Origin of the sequence: Rossellomorea sp. NPDC071047 (assembly GCF_050270195.1) — a bacterium.
Lineage (GTDB): Bacteria > Bacillota > Bacilli > Bacillales > Bacillaceae_B > Rossellomorea.
Genome location: NZ_JBNNJT010000001.1, coordinates 531,349 through 555,232, shown reverse-complemented (window position 1 = coordinate 555,232; position 23,884 = coordinate 531,349). Strand labels below are relative to the sequence as shown.

Sequence of the window (23,884 nt, the reverse complement as noted above, 5' to 3'; positions counted from 1 at the left end):
AAGAAACGGATGACAGAGTCACCCGTTTTTTGGTCTTTAGCAATTTTCGTTAAAAGCTGTGGATAAATTGGAGATGATAGACGAAATGTCATGATCTTCAATTTCTTCCCTTGGGATGAAATGAACGACTTTTTTCCCTTTAAGTAAAGCCATTGATGGGGAGGAAGGTTCAAACCCTTCGAAGTACTCTCTCATTTTGGCTGTTGCCTCTTTGTCTTGCCCGGCAAAGACAGTAACGAGGTGATCGGGTGTTTTTTCATTATTCATGACTGATTGCGTTGCAGCGGGTCTTGCAAGTCCCGCTGCACACCCACATACTGAGTTAATAACAACCAGGGTTGTTCCATCTGCATTTTCCATATAATTCACTACTTCTTCTTCTGTACCCAACTCTTTGAAGCCTGCTTGTGTAAGTTCTTGTCTCATCGGCTTAACTAACTGCCTCATGTACTCTTCATATGCCATTGACATCTATAATCAACCCTTTCCCACTTTTATTGGTGACGTGCTTCGGTCATCTGTTTCCAAACAGATCCTTTTGCTTCTTCGCCGCCTTCTATTCGTTCGATGGCCATTTTCACTTGAAGCTTCACTTCGAATTCAGGATCATTTTCCGCTTCCCGTAAGCCAGGCAGTGCAGATTCATCCCCTACTTCATATAGGAACATGGCAGCACGCCATCTCACAAGTTTACTCTTATCCTTTAAGGCTAGAATCATTTCCGGAGTGGCTTTTGCAAAACCTAAGTCAGAAAGGCAATCTCCAGCCGTTCTCCTTACTGTGACTGATTTATCACGTAAACCTTTATACAGCAATGGAAGAACCTTTTCATCTTCAATCATTCCCAAGTAGACAATAGACAATCTGCGGATGGATACTTTCTCGTCCTCAAGGGCTTTCTCCAGCAGAGGCAGGTCATCTAAAGTCGGATCCTCCATCGCATCAAGCTTCTGATACCTTGTTTGCCAGTCCGGCGCTTCAAAGTCCGCGACACTCACCTTTTGCTTTTTCTTGTAAATAAGGGGCCCCTTGGAATCGGTTGCTTCCTGTGCTTCTTCGACAAGTGCTGTCAGCCTTTCAGAAGGATGGGCCGCAACTAGTTCTTCCGTCACATTGTTACCAATTTCATCTAAGTCTCCGTACCGGATGCCGTAATCTTTCCACTTTCTGAGAAGGACGACATTATCCCCATCTTTTTGAGCCTGACCGATTGCTTGCAGGAATGGGGCGGGAAGGGAAAATCGCTTCTCTTGTTCCCCGTCTGTCACCTTTACTTGCATCGGAATTCCCTTGAACATCTGCACGCTAACATTCACTTCACCAAAATGTTCTTCCATGGGAGATTCATTTTCCTGGTCCAGAGTATCTTCACCGAATGCTTTTCTAACCTGTGGCAAAAGCTCCTGCCAATCGAATTTCGCATTTCGTTCAACGGCTAAGAAATCGGCAACATGATAGACCCCTTTAATGCCGTCAATGGCAAGGATATCTTTAATGATTAGGGGAGCCCCGTCTGCTTCATCTTTTTTATAATTATTGCTCTTCCCGGCTTTCATTTCCTGATCAAGAAGAACTTTCATCGTATTAGGACTTGGAGTAGGTTCAATCGATACTATCCTCAAGCTTGATACCCCTTTCTATAAACAGTTCTTATACCATCCATTCTAACACAGTATCCATGATGCCTTAAACGAAGAGACTTATTCAGCAAATTCGGAAAGGTATGTCCATCTTTCAATGAGCTCTTCCAATTGCTCGTTAAGATTTTGACTTTCGTTCATTAACTGTTGTGCTTTTTCAAAATCACTGCCGACCTTTTGCAGCTCAGCATCTGCTTCTTCTATCCTCTGCTCGATGTCGGCCATCTTTTCTTCTATTTCGTCCCATTCTCTCTTTTCCATGTAAGAAAGCCTCTTTTTCTCTTTTTCCTTCTCTTCCTTCACGGGAGCAGATTCTTGCTTCTTGACCGGATCCTGCTTCTTACTTTTCACTTCGTTCTTTTCCAAGTACTCAGTATATTCCCCTAAGTAAAAGTCGATTTGTCCCTCTCCATTAAAGACCAGTAATTGCTCTGCTGTTTTATCCAGAAAGTAGCGGTCATGGGAAACGGTTATGACAACACCTGAAAATTCATTTATATAATCCTCCAGAACGGTGAGGGTTTCTGTATCTAAATCATTCGTCGGCTCATCAAGCAAAAGGACATTCGGTTTTGACATCAATAGCTTAAGCAGGAATAGTCTTCGCTTTTCTCCTCCGGAAAGCTTTCGGATCAAAGTACCATGCGTACTCATTGGAAATAGGAATCTTTCCAACATGGAAGTAACTGAGATTTGCTCGCCTTTATCTGTCGTTATATATTCTCCTGCTTCCCTTATATATTCGATCATACGCATATTCTCATCAAGTTCTTCATGACCTTGAGTATAGTAAGCGACCTTTACGGTTTGGCCTTTGAGTAAGTCACCACTTGTAAGCTCATCGGTTCCTGCAAGAAGGTTAAGAAATGTTGATTTTCCGCTCCCGTTTTTACCTACGATTCCGATTCGGTCTTTAGGTTTAATAAGGAAAGAAAACTTATCTAAAATCCGCTTGTCTTCAAACATTTTTGAAGCATCCTTGAACTCAAACACTTGTTTACCCAGACGGTTTCCTCCGATTGCCATGTCAACCTGGCCACCTGAGGGACCTGAGGACATCGTATCCTCTAAATTTTCAAATCGTTGAATTCGAGCCTTTTGTTTAGTGGTTCTGGCTTTTGCGCCCCTTCTCATCCAGGCAAGCTCTCTTCGATAAAGATTTTGTTGTTTTTCGGATAATTGGCGTTCCACTTCTTCCCTGGAAGCCTTCGCCTCAATAAAAGAAGCATAATTTCCTTTGTAGGAGTAAAGGTTTCCTCCATCCAATTCGAAGATTCTGTTCGTTACCTTATCGAGGAAGTATCGATCATGGGTCACGAGCAACACAGATCCGTTATACTTTCCTAGATAATCTTCCAGCCATTTGATGGACTGATAGTCTAAATGGTTGGTCGGTTCGTCCAGGATTAATAAGTCAGGTGTTTCGATAAGGACGCCTGCCAGCGCCACTCTCTTTTTTTGCCCACCTGACAGCTCGTTCATTTTCTTTGAAAAGTCGTCAATTCCCAGTTTTGTTAAAATGGATTTCGCATTTGCACTTGCATCCCAGGCGTGAAGTATATCCATTTGCTTTTGAGCCTCAAATAAATCTTCTTGTATTCGAGGATTTTCTGAGTTGTTCTCCATTTCCATAAGGGCCATTTCATAATTCCGCATAGCCTGAATGATTTTTGCTTCACCTCGAAACACTTGTTGTATCACGGTTAAATCCCCGTCAAAAGCAGGCTCTTGCTGAAGGTAGGCAATATGATAATCGCCCGGCTTAGAAAGCTCTCCGGTATCATATTCTTCCATCCCGGCAATGAGTTTCAACAGGCTTGATTTACCCGTTCCATTCACCCCGATCAGTCCGACTCTTTCTTTCTCGGTAATCGAAAACGATATATCTTTAAATAGAGTTTTCTCTCCATACGTTTTAGAAAGATTCTCAGCTGTTAACATTCTCATTCTTGACCAGTCCATTCTTTATTAAATTGCTCTAAAAACCGCAGCATGAAAGCATGACGTTCTTCTGCCAGTTTCCTTCCGGTTTCAGTACACATTAAGTCTTTCAACTTCAATAACTTTTCATGAAAATGATGGATACTGGAACTATCCCCATTTCTATACTCCTCTACGGTCATTTCCGTCCTGACTTGAAATTCAGGGTTATAAAGCGGCCGACCTTTCTTTCCCCCATATGCAAATGTTCTTGCGATCCCTATGGCACCAATGGCGTCAAGGCGATCGGCATCCCGAACGATTTTCGCTTCTAAAGATGTTAATACTGCTTCGTGACCACCTTTATAAGAAATGGAATAAATAATCGATTTCAATAATTTCGTTTCAGCTTCCGTAAGAGACAGAGTAGATAGGATGTGATCCAGCCTTTTCTTCCCCTCTTCTTCTTCCACGAACTTATCATCCGGAACATCATGTAGCAAAGCAGCCAACTCGATGATATATGTATGGGGTACATTTTCTTCCCTGGCAATGATAATTGCCTGCTTTCGTACACGTTCCAAATGATACCAATCATGTCCAGTTGACTCACCAAGGTACTCACATTTCAAATAGTCGATTATACCGTCCAGCTTTTTCCGTTCCATGGTCACCTTCTCCTCTATTGTACCAAATAATATCCTCTAATCAGAATAAAAAGGAGTGGATGTATGAATCTTCACATCCCTCCTTTCTCTACTAATTCTCTTCGTCATCTCCAAACCAGCTTATACCGATCGTATTAGCGCCAGCATGTACTCCGATGACAGCTCCCAAAGGATACGCCCCGAATTCTATCTCCGGGTACGTTTTTTTCAATTGTTCTATCCACTCTAATGCATCTTCCCGGTTTAATCCGTGTAATACGGATACTTTCTTTATTTTCTTCAAAGATAGAGCTTGATCTAAGCGATCACTCATGCTCGTCAATCCTTTTTTAATACTTCTTACCTTGTCCTTCACTTCAAGTTTCCCATTCTCTATCGCAAGCATAGGCTTTACATTAAGAACACTTCCCAGGAAGAAAGAAAGTCCACTCATTCGCCCACTTTTATGTAATTGTTCCAGGCTGCCCACCATTACATAGGTTTCACAAGAATCGATTCTTTTTTCAATTGCTGTTTTTATTTGAAGTGGGTCTTTCCCTTCATGCAGTAATCTTTGACCGAACAGGATCAATTCTGTCAATGGATTGGAAATGACCTTCGAATCTATACAGATAATGTTCGGCAGGGTATCCTTCAACAGTTCTGCAGCTTGGTGGGCAGATGAATATGTGCCGCTGAAATGAGAAGAAACATGAATTGAAAAGATATAATCATAGTTCATTGATAATTCTTCATACAACGCTTTAAACGTTCCAATCGAAGGTTGTGAGGTTTTCACTTCTACCTTTTCTTCCTTTAATTTCAAGAACAATTCTTCCGGAGATAAGTCTACGCCGTCTTGATATTCCCGCTCCCCAAAGAGTATATTCATTGGAACGATATAGATGTGATTTTCCCTACTACTTGAATGAATTGGAACAAATGCTGTGCTATCTGTTACCCAGGCTATTCTCATTGTAAATTCCCCTCTTTCTAATAATAAACTCTTTTTAGTACTAGAAGTCTATTCGATCAAGTTGTTGTAAAGTATCAACCGAAAATGAGATCATTTCAAGAACATCATCCACCATTTCTTCTGTAATGACTCTATTAAAAGTCAGAACCCCCTCGTAGGCAGTCGGTTGAAGTGAAGATGTAATTTATTTCCATTCCCAATTTTTATCCTTATTCCATGTTTCTTCAAGAAACGACCGGCAATGGTGCAACTTCTCATCTCCCTTATAGACGATGAGGATATCAGCTCCTGCCGTATTCTTTTCTGTCATCATCTTTCTCTCTGCCAGAAAATGACCCATATCAGCTTTTAAATGAAATTCTATCCAAATAGATTTCTTGTAGGGTAAAGAATAGTGAATTTGATAACAACGTTCATAGTGGGCAAAGTCAAATAAATCCTTCCGATCAAGGATTTGGATTTCCCCTGTCAAATCAAGATCATAGACAGCTCCTTCAAAGACTACTTTTAAGTTATCAAAGGCTGTTGGATCAAACATTCTCTCCTCTCCTTTCAAACCTCAATGACTAAAATAGCCCTACAGCCCTGCCGTCATCATCCACATTCATCCCGAATGCTGCCGGATTTTTTGGCAGGCCAGGCATGGTCATGACTTCACCAGTTAATGCAACAATAAATCCGGCTCCGATCTTCGGCTTAAGCTCTCGGATTGTGATCGTAAAATCTTCAGGACGCCCGAGTTTAGATGGATCATCGGATAAGGAATATTGGGTCTTAGCCATACAAACCGGCAGAACGCCCCATCCTTGATCTTCAAACTGCTGGAGCTGCTTTCGGGCTTTCACCGTGTAATCTACTTCTTTCGCTCCGTAAACCTTTTTCGCAATCGTTTCAATTTTTGATTGGAGTGACTCACAAAGTTCATACAGGCGAGAAAATTCTTTCGTGTTCCCTTCTATCTCATGCAAAACCTTTTCGGCTAAGTCTCTTCCACCTTCTCCACCTTTAGCCCATACATCGGCTAATGACACTTTTACTCCCAGGTTTTCGCACCACTCGATAAGGGTCTGGATTTCTTCTTCACTATCCGTCACAAATCGATTAACGGCAATCACATAAGGTACGTTGAAATGATCTAATGTTTCCATGTGCTTCTTCAGATTAGATAATCCTTTTTCCAGAGCCTGAAGATTTTCAGTTTGAAGATCACTTTTCCCTTGACCTCCATGCATCTTCAAAGCACGAATAGTGGCAACAAGCACAATAGCATCCGGCGCTATATCTGCAGCCCGAGATTTGATATTCAGAAACTTCTCGGCTCCTAAATCAGCACCAAACCCAGATTCCGTGACAACATAATCAGCCAGCTTAAGAGCCGTTTTGGTCGCCATGACACTATTACACCCATGGGCAATGTTTGCGAATGGTCCACCATGGATAAGGGCGGGTGAATGTTCGATCGTTTGAACGAGATTAGGTTTTAAGGCATCCTTTAATAATAAGGTCAGCGCACCTTCAACACCTAAATCTTCGACGGTTACCGGCTGCTTTGAAAAGTTGTATGCGACAACCATTCTTCCAAGCCTTCTTCTTAATTCATCAAGATTTTCAGATAAACAGAGAACAGCCATAATCTCAGACGCTACCGTAATATCAAATCCGTCCTCACGGGGAACACCTTGTAGAGGCCCACCTAAACCAACGATGATTTGTCTAAGGGCACGATCATTCATGTCCAGAGCCCGTTTCCATACGACTCTTCTTTGATCAATATTCAATTCATTTCCCTGATGGATATGATTATCTACCAATGCGGCTAAAGCGTTATTCGCAGTAGAAATAGCGTGGATATCACCTGTGAAATGAAGGTTGATATCCTCCATGGGCAGGACTTGTGAATACCCTCCTCCTGTTGCTCCCCCTTTGATTCCCATCGTTGGACCAAGTGATGGTTCCCTCATGGCAATGATGGTGTTTTTATCTAACTGATTTAAAGCATCCCCGAGTCCAACGGTAACCGTTGACTTCCCCTCGCCTGCCGGAGTCGGATTTATCGAGGTTACAAGGATTAATTTCCCATTGGCATGGTCCTTGAGTTTATGTATCACTTCATATGATAATTTCCCTTTATATTTACCATAAAGCTCTAGATCATTTTCAGTGAGACCTATTTTCTTCGCAATGTCCAGTATCGGCTGCATAGTAGATTGTTGAGCAATTTCAATATCCGATTTTATTTTTTTCTTCGTTGTCGTCACTTGAACTCACCTTCTAGTTTCATATTTACAGTTAAGCAGCATGTATATTTTTTTCATTCAATCTTTACATAATAACATGCATTTCCTTAATCTAATTTACAAAGGGTTTGTACTCTGTAACTATAGTATTTCTTTATTTTACACTATAAATCAACCTTATCACTTTTGAATTTTACATCTACACCATTATCGTCTTTCCTAATAAAAACATGACCGTTCCTCACACTTGAGAATCGATCATGTTTCTTTATTTTGGCTCTTTTCGTAAAGTTTATTGCTATTGTAGACACGAGAGTAATAGTTGATTTCCGCTACAGGATGCTCGCTTTCCGCGGGGCTGGCGGTGAGCCTCCTCGGCTGCGCCTGCGGGGTCTCACCTGTCCAGCTATTCCCGCAGGAGTCGATCATCCTTCCGCTCTAATCAACCTTCTGAGCATGAATCCTTAATGGAAAACAATTAAAACAAGAATTTTAGTAAACAATTTCATTTAAGGGTATGTAGAGATTGATTTACCTTTAAAGGAAGAAGAATTATTTTAGTTACTTTGTTTCCTGCACACCTTGAAGCTCTGTCAAGTAAAATTCTGTTAAAGATGGTGATGGGAACTGCGTAGACTCCTGCGGAAGTACGGACGTGCCGAGACCCCGTTCGCTGAGGAGGCTCGGCCGAACGCTAGCTGCAAGCGAAGCAGTCCCCTCACCATCCAGCATAAACCTGGTTGACAGAGCCCTGGCAGATTCTATGCTAGAAAACAACAATCTTTGCGAATAGAGCCTTTATTTTTGGAACATAAACAAGGTCATGAAGGTTAAAGCCTGTTTTAATTCATTTGTGAGATTCTCTGTTAAGGACGACTTCACACCCTTTTTATAGACCCAGTCTTCATCGACCTTCTTCCACCCTTTTTCACCAGCCAGCTTCTCTAATTCCCATGGCATCATCGTATTACATATAGCTTCCTTTCCGTGTAGACGTGGAAAGGCATTATCTCTGGGGTGAGCAGTGGGACCTAATAAACCAATACATATGTACCCATTCGGAGTCACAACCCGTTCGATTTCGTTTAGAGTATGTAAGGGATCTTCAGTCCATTCAACTGAATTTATCGCCATGACGGCATGGAATTGTTCATCTTGAAATGGAAGGGATCGCAAATCACCCTGTAGAAATGATAGTTGGTCCTTTGCTTGCTTCTTCGCTATGTCAACCATTTTCTCAGAAAAATCCATCCCTGTGACCATATACCCCTTCTTATATAACAAGTACGAACCATACCCGTCACCACATCCTAAATCAGCTACACGATTCCCAGTATCAATATGTTTAGTAAAGAATGGGATGATCGCTTTCCTACTTCCACTCGTCCACATTTCCACACTTCGTTCGTGCCAATAATCTGCATTGTCTTCCCAGCGGGTTTTCGCACTTGTATGCCATTCTGAATTTTTCATATGTACACCTCAATAATATTTTATCTTTTTCTCTTTAGTTCTATATTCTCATTCGTTAACCGAAAATCCTTCTTTCCAAGAGTGAAGACTTGGATAACTTGGAATAAATAATAATATTATGTAAACTTAATAGACACATCGAGCAGATTATGTTTTCCATCCTTTTTGTCCATACTAGTCCTATAATCAGAACAAGAAAGGTGATATTGTATGGAAGAAATTTCTAAAGTTCAACGGAACTACCATGGAGACATTATCAGCTTCCAAACTACTTCTGGCCGTATAATCTCCTATCGTAAAGCTGTTTTGGAAGCTTCTGAGGGATTAATTCAAGGAGTGACCTTGAATGAGAATGAATGGGGAGAAACAGAATTATCAAGTATGTCCGTTGATGATGGAAGCTTCAATGACTATCCTTCAATTTTTTAAACGGTATCTTTTCCTGACTTTTTACACTTAGAGTAAAACAGTACTTAAATACAACAAAAAGGACATTCATGCCATGCTGCATGAAGTCCTTTTTTCTTTGTTCCAGTTTTCATGATTCTATTCACTACGATTTTGAATTGTTCGAAGTTCATCTACCCGGTCCTTCTCTTCATCGAAGAATTGGACAAGATCTCCAATACGATCAATGGAATCCCAGCTTAAGTGGTGTTCGATTCCTTCCACGTCTTCATAAATATGCTCTTCTTTCACTCCAATTACACGAAGAAATTGTTCTAATAGTTCATGCCTATATACTAAACGCTTTCCTACTTTGTTTCCTTTTGGAGTCAGAACAAGCCCGCGATATTTCTCGTAAATGAGATAATCGTCCTTATCTAACTTCTGCACCATTTTGGTAACCGAGGAGGGGTGAACAGATAAAGCTTCTGCTATATCTGATACTCTTGCATAACCTTTGTTCTCAATTAACATATAAATCTGTTCTATATAATCTTCCATACTTGGTGTAGGCATTCTGTACCCTCCAAATTTCCATAAATATCATTAAAAGTTTACTATAACTACAGAATGAATACAACCCAAGTACTTTAAATTACTACTCTGTCAAACGTTGATTCAGCACCCTGGATACCAACCCGTATTTCGGTGATAACATCCATACGATGAAGAACACAAGTCCGGCGGCCACTGCCATTGCACCGGAAATGGACACATCGAACATCTTTGCCCCGTAATATCCGATGATGCTATCAAAGACTCCAATGACCCCGCTTAAAAGAAGCATCACTTTATATCGGTCAGTAAGTAAATATGCTGTTGCACCAGGGGCAATGAGCATCGCTACCACGAGAATCGCACCTACGCTATCAAATGCGGATACGGTCGTAACGGATACCAGACCCATTAATATATAATGTACCGCAAGTACCGGAATACCGATTGCCGCTGCCATACTTGGATCAAAAGAGGTCAATTTAAACTCTTTGAACAGAAGGAAAATGATGAGAATATCCAATAGCAATACAGACCCCAGCATCACAACTGATTTAGGGATGTCCCCAAGTATCGGCAATGACAAGGTATTCCAAGGGACGAATGCAATTTCACCCATTAAGGCATGCTCCACATCCAAATGAACATTCTTGGCAAACAATGAAATGAGGATGACCCCTATAGCAAACAGGGAAGTAAACACTACACCTATTGCAGCATCTTCCTGGATCCCGCTGGAATTCAATAACTGAACCATAAAGGTAGTCAACAATCCTGCCACTGCTGCACCGATAAACATATAGAATCCATTCATACTTTGACTTACAATGAAAGCCATAACCAATCCGAGGAGCACGGTATGGCTGATTGCATCTGCTAACATCGACATCTTTCTCAGGATTAAGAAGCATCCTACGATGCCACAGGATAAACCTACTAAACTACCAGTCAGAAGAATCCATAATTCATAACTCATATCCTTGCCCCCCTCTTCTGCTTGACATCTTTACATTTAAGAAAGGATATTGCATATAAATATCGGACATTTTCATTTGCAGCTTTGTGAGTTGTTCTTTTGATAATGCCTCTTTTTCTTCCTTCTCAATCCATTGAATATCAAGTGACCCCAACTCACTTGGGTACATTTCTTTCAGTTCCATGATTTCATCGACAAAGCTGAATTGCTCCGCTTTCATTAGCCCTGATTTTGTAATCGACAATATTCCATCCTCTTGATCCAGATAACCTTTTTTCATTAAATGCTTCACTACCCGGTTAAATCTCAATTTAGAAATATTGCTTCTTTGAAATAATTGATCAATACGTATCGTTTGTTTACCCGATTCATACATTTTTTTCAGTATAAAGCGCACAGCCAGTCGATCATCATTTTTCAATCTTTTCAATATAACCGAGATTAATCCGCGCTTCGGAGAGAACAGCATGGATATGATAAAAATTACTGTTGCCGTCAACACAATAAAAGGGCCGGTCGATAATCCTTTACCAAGGGTACTGATCAGCGTTCCGACTGCCCCTGATAAGCCTCCGACAATTCCAGATATAAACACCATTGTCCGTAAGGAATCCGTCCAGTATCTTGCGGATATGGCAGGAGTGATCAGCATAGCAGCCATCAGGATGACTCCTACGGCCTGAATACCGATGACAACCGTAATAACTAATAAGGAAACAAAAAGAAAATTCAAAAATCCGACAGGAAGCCCGATTCCCCTCGCGAATTGAGGATCAAAGGTACTCACCTTAAATTCTTTGAATAATAGTGAAGTAACAATAATTAAAGCCGCTGCCGTTAAGCCCATAAGCTGAACATCTCTCCCCACCAGGGAAGCAGCCTGCCCAAAGATGAAATCATCCAAGCCGCTTTGGTTACCGGTAGGCATTTGAGCAACTTTTGTTAAAAGGACGATCCCTAATCCAAAGAATACAGACAATACTAAGCAAATAGCCGTGTCTTCCTTGATTCTCGTTGTGTTAGTAATGAGCTGTATCGTGTAAGCAGCAAGTAGACCCGTGGCGGCCGCACCAATCAATAATACAAAGAAATTTTTCTCCCCAATAAACATAAATGCAAAACAGATTCCCGGCAATGCTGCATGGGCGACCGCATCCCCTATTAAGCTTTGTTTCCTCAGTAAAGCAAAGCTGCCTAAAACTCCGCTCGCTATTCCAAGTAATAAGGTACTTAGTAATACCCATTGTGTATTTCCATCCGTTAATATCGATTGCCATAAATGACTCATCATATTCACCTCTTTCTATGGATGAATCAGCATTTTATCCTTTTCGAGGAAAGATAGTTTCCCACCATAGGTTAGTTGTAAATTCTCTACGGTAAACACATCGTTCGTTGGACCATAGGCTATCGTTTTTCTATTCAGTAACAGCGTCCAATCAAAGTACTCTGTAACAGTTTGTAAATCATGATGAACAACCAATACAGTCTTGCCTTGTTCCTTTAATTCATTTAATAAGGAAATGATTGCTTTTTCAGTTGCAGCATCCACGCCAACAAATGGTTCATCCATGAAATAGACTTCCGCCTCCTGAGCCAGTGCCCTGGCAAGGAAAACCCTTTGCTGCTGTCCTCCTGAGAGCTGACTTATTTGTCTTGATGCAAATTGAGTCATTCCTACTTTATCGAGACATTCCATTGCAAATTGAACATCTTTTTTTGATGGTCTCTTAAACCATCCTAAATGACCATATCTCCCCATTAAAACGACATCCAATGCATTTGTAGGGAAATCCCAATCTACAGATCCACGCTGAGGGACGTACCCAACCAATTTGCTTTTAGGGGAATAGGCTTTTTCAAAGATTTTAATATCCCCGGACGAGCGGGGAATCAACCCCAGAATGGCTTTAATTAATGTAGATTTCCCTGCACCATTAGGGCCGACAATGCCGATTAACTTACCCTTAGGAACAGAAAACTCTACGTCCATCAAAACCGGTTTTCTATGATACGCAACGGTTAACCCTTTAATATCAACTGAATTCATGGTATCGCCTCCTAAGACTTACTTTAGTCCCTCTACAATCGTATCAACGTTATGCTTATACATACCGATGTACGTTCCTTCTTCTGTTCCTTCTTTTCCCATAGCATCTGAGAATAATTCCCCGCCTTTTTCGACTTCATGTCCTTTATCCTGTGCCCCTGCTATAACCGCGTTGATCGATTTTTCAGAGATACTTGATTCTACAAACACAGCTTTGATGTTTCTGTCTACCAATGTATTTACAAGAGACTGCACGTCTGCTAAACCATATTCAGCATCTGTACTCAGACCTTGTAATCCCATAACTTGAAGATCGTATTTTGCTCCGAAGTAATTAAATGCATCGTGAGCTGTTACAAGAACTCTTTGTTCTTCTGGAATTTTTGACATTTCTTCCGTAGCATATGCTTTCAGTTCATCTAATTCAGCAAAGTACTTCTCAGTATTTCTAATATAGTCTTCTTTGTTTTCAGGATCTTTCTCGATCAATCCGTCCCGCACTTGCTCCAATGCGATTTTCCATAAATCAATATCGAACCACACATGTGGGTCTGTTGCCGTATTATCTGCCTGATCTTTACGCAGTTTATCTTTAGGTATACTATCAGCAATTGCATAAGTAGGTTTTTCCTTATTCATTTTTTCGAAAATCTCAAGCATTTTCCCTTCTAAATGGAGACCGCTATAGAAAATAATATCTGCTTCCTGAAGTTTACCAATATCCGACTGTTTAGCTTTGTATAGGTGAGGATCCACACCAGGTCCCATTAAACTTTGAACCTCTACATGCTCTCCTCCAATATTTTTAACCGCATCCCCTATTTGCCCTATTGTTGTCGTAACGACTATCTTATCATTTTTAGTACCAGTGGTAGTTGCTCCACAGCCTGATAGGATAAGTCCTGCCGCTAAAATAATAATCATTCCGACAAGTGCCATTAATCTTATTTTCATGTTTGATCTCCTCTCCAACCCATATGTTTTTAATATCTACTACATCTACCTTATTCATGAAACTTATATATGTTCACTTTTTTTTACACAAGCAATTTCTTTTTTATTAGACTACAAAAGTTTCCTTAGTGCAATGAAAGTTTCCTTAGTGCAAATTTTATTTCCTTACTCAATAATTGTCAATACATATTAACCAAATTGTTTAAACATTTCCGCAAAAAAGGAGGGAATGTTGACTCGAAAATCGTCATATTGTATAGTAAAGACATCATTGAAGTGTACGATTTTTATGCTTATTTCCAACGTATGAGAGTCAATCATTTCGTGAAAAATATTTTTCAGAGGCACAATCGTGCTTGAACGATTTAGGAGGATTCGAAAATGCAAAATGGTAAAGTGAAATGGTTCAACAATGAAAAGGGATTTGGATTCATTGAAGTTGAAGGTGGAGACGATGTATTCGTTCACTTCTCAGCGATTCAAGGTGAAGGATTCAAATCATTAGAAGAAGGGCAAGAAGTTTCTTTCGACGTTGTTGAAGGAAATCGTGGACCTCAAGCAGCAAACGTAGTTAAATTATAATCGTTCGAACAATATAGCATGCCAAAGGGCAGTAATTCTTAGGTTCACCTAAGAGTTGCTGCCCTTTATTTTTCAATTCAATTTTTGTCCGTAATTTCGAATTTGTTCTCCTATGGTGCATTTTTCTATACAAAAGCGGTGAGCATAGGTTTTACCATACTCTTTGCGAAAGTGTGCTTTAAGTAAGCAGTCGTTACAGTAGGTGTCTATGAGTTCATCCACTTTATCCACCACTTCTTTTCGATTCATGTGATCACTCCTAAGCTTGTTCAAGGACTTACGGTGTATTGTTATTTATAGAGTATATAATAGGGCACGAAATTATTCTATTCGTTTGTTACTGTGGACTTTTGTCCCTTGTAAGGCTTGATTGGCCAACTTATCCGCTTCTTTATTATCTTTTCTGTTCAGCACGACCCAATTGATTTTCAATCGAAGCTTTTTGATGAGTGCTTCGATACGATCGAGCCACCGACTCAACCCTTCTTCATAACAAGGCCATTCCCCTTCCAACTGTTTTATTACCACCTGGGAATCTCCATTAATCGTACAAGGCACATTCTTCACACCAATTTCATCAAGCAATCCAAGGGCAATATGTAAAGCTGCGTATTCTGCTTCATTATTATTTTCAATTTCCTCGAGAAGTTCATTTTTTCTGATTCTAAATGATTCTCCACCTTTATCGTAATAGATGACAATCCCTGCACCGGCAATGAGCGATTCCTTATCAAACCCTCCGTCGAAATATACAACGATGTTTTCTGGTTCCTTTTCTAACTCCTGATTCAGTTTGATAAATTCCTTTCTTGACCACGAATTCCCCATTTCATCTATGATTTCAAGATCATGGACTCTTCCGGTTTTCATAAGATCATCGATATGAATCATTGTTTCTTTTCTCGGGAAGTAGTTGGATTCAAACCATATACTCGACGCCGTTTTGCTTGCATATTTAAATTTTAGTTTCATTTCCATAATCATTCGCTCCTTTTTCTTCTTACAATTGTTCATTTTTACTTTTATTTGTATAATGAGGACTATTGTTTCATTTACATGTTCATTAGGAGGACTTTATATGTTTAATATATGGTTTGGATTAGTCTTCGTTCTCATTACATTCTCTTTACTTCTGATTATGTATCGAATGTTTGGACGAACTGGACTGTTTGTATGGATTGGGGTATCCACGATACTTGCTAACTTACAGGTCGTTAAAACGATTGAAATTTTCGGGTTGACCGCTACATTAGGGAATGCCATGTACGGAACAGCATTTTTAGTAACGGACATCCTTAACGAAAAATATGGAAAAAAAGAAGCCCAGAAAGCGGTGTGGCTGGGGTTCTTCACTTTAATCGTTATGACTATTATTATGCAGCTCGTGTTAGTATTTCAACCACATCCTGAAGATTTCGCCCAAGAATCTCTGGCAACAATCTTTGGAATCATTCCAAGAATTGCTCTTGGAAGCTTAGTCGCTTACCTCGTGAGTCAATTAACAGACGTGTATATCTTCACGTACTTAAAGAGGAAATTCCCTTCGGATTCACAGTTTTGGATTCGCAATAACGGAAGTACGATGGTGAGTCAGCTTTTAGATACTCTTGTATTTACAAGCATTGCTTTCCTGGGAGAATATACGATGGATGTCTGGTTTGAAATATTCATTACTACCTATCTCCTCAAATGGGTCATCTCCATTATTGATACCCCATTTGGTTATGTGGCAAAACGATTCCCTAAAGATGTGTGATAGTAGGTTGGAGCCTGGGGAACTGGTTTTCCCCAGGCTCTTTTATTAGGGGGATGGATTAAGGATTCGTTCTCCCTGGCTTCTATTTTATATGCTACTATAATATTATTCTGAAGACGTACTATGAGGTGAACACATATGATCGAAGTGAATATTGATGGAGCAAGTGCTGGTAACCCCGGGCCAAGTGGAGCCGGTATATTTATTAAAAGCAACGGTAAAGTGGAAAAACACGCCATTCCTTTAGGGATCATGGATAATCATGAAGCTGAATTCATTGCATGCAGGAAAGCTCTGGAGATCTGTTTAGAAAAACATGCTGATACCGTGTGGTTAAAGAGTGATTCTCAAGCTGTCGTTCATGCGATTGAGAAAGAGTTTGTAAGGAATATTCAATATAAACAGTTGCTCGATGATATATTGGACTTGAGCAGACAAATAGACCTTTTCTTCGTAAAGTGGATACCCAGTAAGGAAAATAAAGCTGCAGATGAGCTGGCCCGAAAAGCTATTCACCTGAACTAAAGAGTGAAATAGGAGGTTGATTGGTGGCTCTCCTATTTTTTATGGGTGGAATTTTAGGGTGGAATGGAATTACTTTTTTTATCGACCGTTATCTGAATTTATCAACCTTATTTTCATTATACCGACCGTTCTACAAAAATCGACAAATCCGAACCAGCAAAACAAAGACCATCAGGAAGCAATCCCTTCCTGATGGTCTCATGTCTTATGATTGTCGGGTCTGACCAAGCCGCCTACTCTTTTCTATTGTCCAGCTTCGGCGCATACGCTTTACTAGGCCAATCCCTGATTCACCATCCATCTCAGCGCTTCTTTTCTGGACGCGATTTGCTGTGAATGAAGTCTTTCTAATATGGACATGTAAAAACTGCTATCGAATTGTTTTTGAGCTTTTAATGTGATTTCAATGGCGCTATTGACCAGTTCATCCGGGGCATCTGTGTATTTTTTGCCAAAATAGATGAAACCAATTGCGTCTTCTTGAAATTTGAAACCTTTGTTTTCAAGATCTATGAGAAATTCTTCGGTAGTCTTTTTCACGTTTCTCCTCACCTTATCGCCACTTTGTCTTCTCTTATCTTACAGAAATTTTTTTCTTTTGCCTATCCTTTTTCGAAAACAGGAAGGCAATGTAGCCCATAAACGAACCGAGTAATGCTCCTCCGACTACTTCTTGAGGTTGATGTCCCAGCATTTCTTTCAGCCGTTTTGGCTTTTTCTCTTCGAATTCTACCGCTTCTTTATCATGAGCTTTGCGAACGAGCTCATCCAGACTATTCACTTTAAGGGTCAGTTCACCTGTTTGTCTTCGTATTCCTTGTGCATCGTACATGACGATTAGACCGAAGATAAATGAAAGAGCAAAGTCAATGGTTCTGACACCCCTCTTTAAAGCAATAAATGTTGTTAACGAAGCAACCCCTGCACTATGAGAACTTGGCATTCCCCCTGTTTGGAAAAACAGCTCAGGTTTCCATTCCTTCTTTTTTAAAAAGTGCAGTGGTATCTTCAGACCCTGTGCGAGAGCTATACTGATAAGTGCTGTTACAATCCCTTTATTCACCCTTACACCTCCCTGTCTTTAGTTTGTCCTAAAATTCTCTGCACATAGGATATTTATTATGAACATAGCCAAAATAATAACGATTACAGAAAAGGAGGGGTTTCGGTATGACAAAAGGAAATAACAAAAACAAAGGTAAAAATGCGAAAAGCGTGAATCCACAAGGAATATCCCAAGATGCAGAATTTGCAATGGAGCCGAAGAGCCAATTGGAAAATGCCGCTAAGAAGTCGAATACAAAGTAAGCATTTTCACATAAAAAGAGTGTCAGGGGCCTAAATACATCCCTGACACTCAATAAATCGGCTAGCTTGTGGCAACCATCACATTAGAACCTACTAAATATCTTCTAAGCACCTTCAACTCTAATTCATCCACAAAGGAAAGCGTTTCATGGGCGACGTTATTCCAACGAGCTTCCTCTACCGAAACTGACAGGGGCACACAGCAGTGAATTTCGGCTAGCTTTCTTGAAACATGAAGCATGTCCAGGTCGGCTTCAATCTTTTTCCGTTGAGATGGGGTTAACTCGTGAAGATTATCGAGAATACCTGAGATATCCTTATATTGTTGGATCAGCTTTAATGCCGTTTTCTCTCCGATCCCTTTTACCCCGGGATATCCATCACTTGTATCACCCATTAATGCTTTCACATCAATAAACTGCTGAGGAGTAATTCCTCTCTCTTCCACAAAAATCTCTTTCGTATAGGTTTGATAGTTACCAAAGCCTTTTTTCAGTAGCATAATGTCAATATTGTCGTCCAAAAGTTGCAGGAGATCCTGGTCACCGCTCAGAACGGATACTTTGCGATCGGTTTGATGAATTCTGGCAAGAGTCCCAATACAATCATCTGCTTCGTAACCAACTACACCGACATTCGAAAGATTGAACCCTTCTGCCACCTCTTTTGCAAGGTCAAATTGAGGGATCAGTTCAATAGGTGGTGCATTCCGATTCGATTTATAGTCATTGAATACTTCATTACGGAATGTCTGACTCCCCATATCCCAGCATACTATGATATGTGTCGGCTTTACATGATCCGCCGCCATCAGTAAATGCTTCATAAACCCCTGAACTCCATTAGTGGGAAGTCCTTTTGAATTCATCATGAATTGACCCGTTACGGCTGTTGCAAAAAAAGATCGAAATAATAGTGCCATTCCATCTATAAGTAATAAATGCTCATTTTTATTATTCAATTCTTACACTCCTTATCGCTCATTCTCGTTTTTATTCACTTAATAAAGTATAACATATACGAATAAATAGCTAATTGGAAAAGTGATGAACCTTTTCCAATTAGCTATTCGTCTTTATTCCTTCTCCACTTTGTGATCCTCGTAGGATACCCAATCACTGTAGCTTCCAACATAAAGTTTCACATGATTGAAACCAGCTTCCTGAAGAGAAATGAAGTTAGGAGTCGCTGTTACACCTGAACCGCAATAGACAATCACTGGATCATCTTTATTAAGATGGGCGAAGCGATCATTCTGCTGGTCTCCTTGAATAAAATATCCATCCTTCACACCCTCGGTCCATGGAAGATTGATGGCTCCTGGAATATGACCCGGTATGCGGTCTATCGGTTCTTCTTTGCCTAAGTATCTTTCCCAGCTTCGGGAATCGATTAAAGGAGTGTCTCGATTCCCATCTGCAATACTCCTCACCTCATCCAGAGAAGCTATGATGGATTCATTAAAGCTTGGACGATAGCTTTTTGATGGGAATACAGGTACGGTCGATTCTGTTTTCCCTCCAGCCTTTTTCCAGGCTGCAAATCCACCATTTAGGATATATACCTTCTCATGACCGATGTATTGGAACAACCACCAGCATCGGCCTGCGAATGCACCTTCCTTTTCATCATAAATGACAACCGTTGTATTATTATCAATACCGACATCCTCAACCTTGCGCAAAAAGTTCTTCATATTCGGAAGGGGATGGCGCCCACCATGCTTTTTCACATATCCTGATAGATCCTTTTCCAAATCGAAAAATACGGCACCTGGAACATGACTCTCTTTGTATCGCTCCCGTCCCTCTGCCGGGTTTCCCAGAGAAAAACGACAATCAATGATTCTTAGATTCTCTTCATGCATTTGACCCTTTAGCCAATCCGTATCGATAATTGCCTTCATGATATTATCCCCCTCTTCTTCATTAATGCCAGTACTTCCTCCTTAGGTTCCCAGCAAGAGAATTGATAAGTGGTTTTAGTTTCATAGCCCAGACGGGAACAGAAATAGGAGGTCTTCTGATCAGTCTTGACTCCTCGAATGTGAATACATGTAGCACAGCAATGATAAGAATTCGCCACGACCTTCCTCCTTTTTTTCTTTAAGCTTGAATCTGTTCGAGCTGCTCCAAATCATACTTAAGCTTGTTCAGGTCCTGGACGGTCTCTAATGCATCTATATTTGAATTGATCTGCTCCATCACCTGAATCAACATTTCTTCTTTAAGCGCGTCAAATTCTCTGTTTAAATACGAAACACCCCAATCTTCGAGCCGTTCCTGCTCTTGTTCTAAATAGCTATCTGCAGGCTCTTGAAGTAATGTTTCCAATCTTTCCTGAACAATCTTTTTTCCGCCTTGTTCAAAGAAATGCTTTGGATTCTTAAATGTAGAAAAGGCTTCTTCGAATAATCGAAGCTCTGTTTGTATAAATGCGTTCTCAAATTCAATGGTACTTTCGTTTTTGTAGTCCTGAGGTGATAATACCAGTTCTTTCTCCACCTGTTGAATCACTTCTTCAAGCACCAGCCACTGCTCACTCAGTAGTTTCTGAATAAACTGCTGAATGCGAAGAGAGGTGGCTCTCATTTCCTGTGCCAGATCAAATCCGACACTTGCAAGAAATTCCTTTAATCCTTCCTTTATCGCTTGAGATTGGTTGGAGTATTGCAGAAACAATCCTGAATGGAAGGCTTCCTTATAAAAATCGGATACCCGGAAAAATACCCTTTGCTTCACATAATAGACAAGTTCCTTCGATTCTTGCTGCATTTCGATTTCAAGTGGGTGAACGGATTTAGTATCGATAAGTGAGCGAACCTCAACCTTTGCATCTTTAAGCTCATGTTTGCGTACTTCCTTATGCGCTTTATCACTTGAAGCCGTAAGAATAAATCGGCTAAATCGTTGCAGGCCTCTATCCCACTCATTGAGAGCGGACTCAATACTCATGCTCACTAACTCATTCTGTATAAATGTTTTGAATTCCTTCTTAAATAGATCCATTCCTGACTTATCAGAATCTGATTCTTTAAGGGCATGGAGAGAAGATACCCCAAATATCCTCGGAAAACGGATTCCATATTGAACCAGCTGCGTCTCCACATAGTCGATCACTTCATTTTTTTCTTCCTCGTCTCTTGCAAGATCGATGGCATTGACGACAAAGAACATTTTATCTAATTCAAACGTGTCCTTCACCCTGCCTAACTGAATGAGGAATTCACGGTCTGCCTTGGCAAATGCATGGTTGTAATAGGTCACAAACAGTATCGCATCGGCATTTTTGATATATTCAAATGCTACTCCCGTATGACGTGCGTTAATTGAATCCGCTCCTGGTGTATCGACTAGTGTGATTCCCTGCCTTGTAATATCACAATCGTAATAGAGATCAATGGACTCCACAAAACAAGCTTGAGCTTCATCCGCTACAAATCCTTTATACTCTTCAAGATTGGCCTTAATGGTCATTCCAAGACTTTCTTTAAAGGCATGATAACCATTATTAAAAGCCTGCAGGAATGAAAGATGTACATTTTCCTTACCGCTGCCTTCACTCGTTAAAGCAGGGACAACCTCCATAGCTTCATCCAGTGTTGAAACACTGCGATTGAAATAGGATAGAGAATGAACAATGTCTTGAAATAGCTGGTCGTATGTCTTGATTTGGACATGAGCGGTCTCATGCTCACCGACTTCTGATACGGGATTGATTCGATTGATGGAGGCCGTTGTCGGATTCGGACTCACCGGGAGTATTTTCTTCCCTAATAGTGCATTGGCAAATGATGATTTCCCCGCACTGAATGCACCGAATAATGCGATGGTAAAGGATTGATTGGACAGTCGCTCTTTCTTTCCTTCTAATAAATCTGCCGTCTTTCCAAAACCTTTGTATCTCCTGAATACGCTGGTCATCGTTTCTAAACGTTCGATAACCTCTTCAATAGAAGCTTGTTGGTCTTGGTGTGGCTTAGGCGAAATCTCTTCCCTTGTTCGAATTGTTTTCTCTTTCTGAGCAGTCTCCATGTCAGGAGCAGTAATATAATCTTCCGCTGTTGCTTTCCAGTTCTCTATCCATTGTTTGATCACAAGATCAGCCTGTCTTTGATCGACCTTAACTCTCATTAACCTTCCTAGTTGGGCGACCTTCTCTTCATTCAATGTGTTCCATTGATAGATGAATGCTGTTTTCTTTTGGAGTTCCTTAAGGTCTTCCTCTAAAGCTGAATTCTCTTCTGAAGAGGCGCTTTCAATTTCATTCAAAGTATCTTCAATCAAATCATTTGTATCTGCCCTGGCTCTCCTCTTTAACTCCTCTGAAAGATCATCACAGTATTGGAGAACGTAATCACTCGTTATTCCTGCACCAGGTTTGATCATATCCATGAGGAATTGTTCATCCACTTCCAGAGATAATTGATCCCACTTCATGCGTTGGTCTGATGAAGGACTGTATTCTTTCAGCATGTTTTTTCCCAATGTCTTAAGATGCCATTCTAATTGTGACTCGATCCGTGTATTTATATCGTCTTTAAACTTCTGGATCCGGACCGCTTTTTCGTCTTCTGTTTTTTGTTTTGAAAATAAAAATCCTACTTTAAAGTCTGATTGTCTGCTTTCCAGAAAATCCTTCGCTAATTCTCTTGTTTCAAACGGCATTAAATACGCATTTTTAAGGATTTCCCTTCTTTCTTCCTCAAAATGCTCTTTTATCGCTTTTACGTTCCCTCTTGTTAATGTTTCAATTAAATTTTTCTCATTCTGAAGAAGGGAGTCTTTGTCATTCCATTCTTCAGGTGTCAGGATGTTTCTTCCTTTTTCCTCGATTTTTCCGAGCTCTTCCTCATACCACTTTTCATGCTCAGACCTCAATTGGGAGATGGCCGATTCTGCAGAAGCTTCAATCAGTTCACTTTTCTTCATCACCTGCTCTTCAATCAAAGATTCTAATTTTTCAAGATCATTATGAGGATGATGTGGAGCTTTTAAACTTGTAAAAAACGTCCCATTGGGTACAACGCCCCAAGATGCAAAGGAATTCCCGACACTTTCTTTAAAGTCGCTGAATGACAATTCTTCTTCCTGGTGCTTATCAATCTGATTTACAATGAGATAAAGCTTGACTCCATGACGGATCATTTCCTTTGTGAACTCGAAGTTCACCTGAGATTGCACATGGTTATAATCCATTACATAAAAGACGGCGTCCGCGAGATGGATGGCCGATTCCGTTGATAATCTGTGAGCATCATCCGTACTGTCTACACCCGGTGTATCTAAAATGGATACACCCTCCGGTATCTCACTTTTACTACGACCTATTTCAACAGAGTATACCTCCTCACCGTTTTTGCAGAAGTCCTTAATGGTGGAAAACTCATACGGTGCCTGAAAGTATAGGTTCTGGGAATGATGATAATGAATTTTTGCGAAATCCGTTGGTGCATGGTGCACCTTTACTAAATTTGCACTGGTAGGGATTGGACTAGACGGGAGGATTTCTTCTCCCATTAAGTGATTGATCATCGTTGACTTCCCTGCAGAGAAATGGCCGCAAAAGGCTAGAATCAATTCATCGTTGTGTAATTTCTCCGCTAATCTTTCTACCTTTGCAGCCCGCTCATCGTCTCCGGATTGAAGGAACCGATCGTGGTAGGCTGTAAGTTGTTGCAATGTATTATGTAATTGTGTGTGTTTATGCTTTATCTGACTCATTGTACTAGTTCCTTTCTGTTTTCAGAAAAATGGTAACGGTTTTATTTTATCGTATTTATCTCAATTTCTCTATGAAATCATATCAAGCAAAGGAAATAATGATAACGGTATCAGTATATGCAGCTGGTTTATTGAGTGAAAAAAATAAAAAAGCCCTCTTCCGGAGAAGAAGGCT

25 protein-coding genes are annotated in these 23,884 nt (G+C 40.4%); 5 read left to right on the top strand and 20 right to left on the bottom strand.

The window, feature by feature from the left end; all coding sequences use genetic code 11:
- Positions 1-36: 36 nt before the first annotated feature.
- The 8 genes from ACQKFO_RS02845 to ACQKFO_RS02810 form a co-directional block, all read right to left on the bottom strand.
- On the bottom strand, positions 37-471 hold the full coding sequence (locus tag ACQKFO_RS02845) for a BrxA/BrxB family bacilliredoxin (protein WP_427596773.1): 435 nt from the start codon (positions 469-471) through the stop codon (positions 37-39).
- 23 nt (positions 472-494) lie between these two features.
- Complete coding sequence (locus ACQKFO_RS02840) at positions 495-1,622, bottom strand: conserved virulence factor C family protein (RefSeq protein ID WP_427596772.1); 1,128 nt, start codon at positions 1,620-1,622, stop codon at positions 495-497.
- Positions 1,623-1,700: 78 nt separating this feature from the next.
- Complete coding sequence (locus ACQKFO_RS02835; protein ID WP_427596770.1) at positions 1,701-3,587, bottom strand: ABC-F family ATP-binding cassette domain-containing protein; 1,887 nt, start codon at positions 3,585-3,587, stop codon at positions 1,701-1,703.
- Positions 3,584-4,228 (bottom strand): HD domain-containing protein, encoded by a 645-nt coding sequence (locus tag ACQKFO_RS02830; protein WP_427596769.1) that lies wholly within the window; start codon positions 4,226-4,228, stop codon positions 3,584-3,586. Before ACQKFO_RS02830 ends, ACQKFO_RS02835 begins: the two co-directional genes overlap by 4 nt.
- A gap of 91 nt (positions 4,229-4,319) precedes the next feature.
- Complete coding sequence (locus ACQKFO_RS02825) at positions 4,320-5,183, bottom strand: DegV family protein (protein WP_427596767.1); 864 nt, start codon at positions 5,181-5,183, stop codon at positions 4,320-4,322.
- 184 nt (positions 5,184-5,367) lie between these two features.
- Positions 5,368-5,721, bottom strand: a complete 354-nt coding sequence (locus tag ACQKFO_RS02820; RefSeq protein WP_427597820.1) for a hypothetical protein — start codon at positions 5,719-5,721, stop codon at positions 5,368-5,370.
- A gap of 28 nt (positions 5,722-5,749) precedes the next feature.
- Positions 5,750-7,441, bottom strand: coding sequence for a formate--tetrahydrofolate ligase (locus ACQKFO_RS02815; RefSeq protein ID WP_427596766.1), 1,692 nt, complete (start codon positions 7,439-7,441; stop codon positions 5,750-5,752).
- Positions 7,442-8,218: 777 nt separating this feature from the next.
- The gene (locus ACQKFO_RS02810) at positions 8,219-8,893 is read right to left on the bottom strand and encodes a class I SAM-dependent methyltransferase (RefSeq protein WP_427596765.1); all 675 of its coding nucleotides are present in this window, start codon (positions 8,891-8,893) and stop codon (positions 8,219-8,221) included.
- Between the two features lie 210 nt (positions 8,894-9,103).
- Here ACQKFO_RS02810 and ACQKFO_RS02805 point away from each other — a divergent pair, with 210 nt between their 5' ends.
- Positions 9,104-9,322 carry a DUF3892 domain-containing protein gene (locus tag ACQKFO_RS02805; protein ID WP_427596764.1) on the top strand — a complete coding sequence of 73 codons (219 nt, stop codon included), beginning with the start codon at positions 9,104-9,106 and terminating at the stop codon, positions 9,320-9,322.
- Positions 9,323-9,439: 117 nt separating this feature from the next.
- On the opposite strand, the gene mntR is transcribed toward ACQKFO_RS02805, so the two are convergent.
- From mntR to ACQKFO_RS02780, 5 genes are all read right to left on the bottom strand, one after another.
- Entirely contained in the window at positions 9,440-9,856 is a 417-nt protein-coding gene (mntR, locus tag ACQKFO_RS02800; protein ID WP_427596763.1) for a transcriptional regulator MntR, read from the bottom strand.
- 82 nt (positions 9,857-9,938) lie between these two features.
- Positions 9,939-10,811: a metal ABC transporter permease gene (locus tag ACQKFO_RS02795; protein WP_427596762.1), complete on the bottom strand. Its 873-nt coding sequence runs from the start codon at positions 10,809-10,811 to the stop codon at positions 9,939-9,941.
- Complete coding sequence (locus tag ACQKFO_RS02790) at positions 10,801-12,099, bottom strand: metal ABC transporter permease (protein ID WP_427596760.1); 1,299 nt, start codon at positions 12,097-12,099, stop codon at positions 10,801-10,803. Before ACQKFO_RS02790 ends, ACQKFO_RS02795 begins: the two co-directional genes overlap by 11 nt.
- Positions 12,100-12,114: 15 nt before the next feature.
- A complete protein-coding gene (locus ACQKFO_RS02785) occupies positions 12,115-12,861 on the bottom strand; it encodes a metal ABC transporter ATP-binding protein (protein ID WP_427596759.1) in 747 nt (248 codons plus the stop codon).
- 18 nt (positions 12,862-12,879) lie between these two features.
- Positions 12,880-13,815 carry a metal ABC transporter solute-binding protein, Zn/Mn family gene (locus ACQKFO_RS02780; protein ID WP_427596758.1) on the bottom strand — a complete coding sequence of 312 codons (936 nt, stop codon included), beginning with the start codon at positions 13,813-13,815 and terminating at the stop codon, positions 12,880-12,882.
- A 381-nt stretch (positions 13,816-14,196) separates the two neighbouring features.
- Between ACQKFO_RS02780 and cspD the strand changes: the two genes are divergently transcribed.
- Positions 14,197-14,397, top strand: coding sequence for a cold-shock protein CspD (cspD, locus tag ACQKFO_RS02775; protein WP_034758543.1), 201 nt, complete (start codon positions 14,197-14,199; stop codon positions 14,395-14,397).
- Positions 14,398-14,469: 72 nt separating this feature from the next.
- Here cspD and ACQKFO_RS02770 read toward each other — a convergent pair whose 3' ends face one another.
- Positions 14,470-14,646 (bottom strand): zinc-finger domain-containing protein, encoded by a 177-nt coding sequence (locus tag ACQKFO_RS02770; protein WP_113970772.1) that lies wholly within the window; start codon positions 14,644-14,646, stop codon positions 14,470-14,472.
- 72 nt (positions 14,647-14,718) lie between these two features.
- On the bottom strand, positions 14,719-15,375 hold the full coding sequence (locus ACQKFO_RS02765) for a reverse transcriptase-like protein (protein WP_427596757.1): 657 nt from the start codon (positions 15,373-15,375) through the stop codon (positions 14,719-14,721).
- Positions 15,376-15,475: 100 nt separating this feature from the next.
- Here ACQKFO_RS02765 and ACQKFO_RS02760 point away from each other — a divergent pair, with 100 nt between their 5' ends.
- A complete protein-coding gene (locus ACQKFO_RS02760; RefSeq protein WP_427596756.1) occupies positions 15,476-16,153 on the top strand; it encodes a queuosine precursor transporter in 678 nt (225 codons plus the stop codon).
- Positions 16,154-16,291: 138 nt separating this feature from the next.
- Positions 16,292-16,678 carry a reverse transcriptase-like protein gene (locus ACQKFO_RS02755; protein WP_427596755.1) on the top strand — a complete coding sequence of 129 codons (387 nt, stop codon included), beginning with the start codon at positions 16,292-16,294 and terminating at the stop codon, positions 16,676-16,678.
- 273 nt (positions 16,679-16,951) lie between these two features.
- Here the strand turns inward: ACQKFO_RS02755 and ACQKFO_RS02750 are convergent, their stop codons facing one another.
- Positions 16,952-17,218, bottom strand: coding sequence for a DUF6123 family protein (locus tag ACQKFO_RS02750; RefSeq protein WP_427596754.1), 267 nt, complete (start codon positions 17,216-17,218; stop codon positions 16,952-16,954).
- Between the two features lie 34 nt (positions 17,219-17,252).
- Positions 17,253-17,741: a divergent PAP2 family protein gene (locus ACQKFO_RS02745; RefSeq protein ID WP_427596753.1), complete on the bottom strand. Its 489-nt coding sequence runs from the start codon at positions 17,739-17,741 to the stop codon at positions 17,253-17,255.
- Between the two features lie 107 nt (positions 17,742-17,848).
- On the opposite strand from ACQKFO_RS02745, the gene sspL reads away from it, so the two are divergent.
- The gene (gene sspL / locus ACQKFO_RS02740) at positions 17,849-17,986 is read left to right on the top strand and encodes a small, acid-soluble spore protein L (RefSeq protein ID WP_427596752.1); all 138 of its coding nucleotides are present in this window, start codon (positions 17,849-17,851) and stop codon (positions 17,984-17,986) included.
- 61 nt (positions 17,987-18,047) lie between these two features.
- Here the strand turns inward: sspL and ACQKFO_RS02735 are convergent, their stop codons facing one another.
- The 3 genes from ACQKFO_RS02735 to ACQKFO_RS02725 form a co-directional block, all read right to left on the bottom strand.
- A complete protein-coding gene (locus tag ACQKFO_RS02735) occupies positions 18,048-18,947 on the bottom strand; it encodes a 5'-3' exonuclease (RefSeq protein ID WP_427596751.1) in 900 nt (299 codons plus the stop codon).
- A gap of 114 nt (positions 18,948-19,061) precedes the next feature.
- Positions 19,062-19,892, bottom strand: a complete 831-nt coding sequence (locus tag ACQKFO_RS02730) for a sulfurtransferase (protein ID WP_427596750.1) — start codon at positions 19,890-19,892, stop codon at positions 19,062-19,064.
- A 199-nt stretch (positions 19,893-20,091) separates the two neighbouring features.
- Entirely contained in the window at positions 20,092-23,709 is a 3,618-nt protein-coding gene (locus ACQKFO_RS02725; RefSeq protein WP_427596748.1) for a dynamin family protein, read from the bottom strand.
- Positions 23,710-23,884 lie beyond the last annotated feature (175 nt).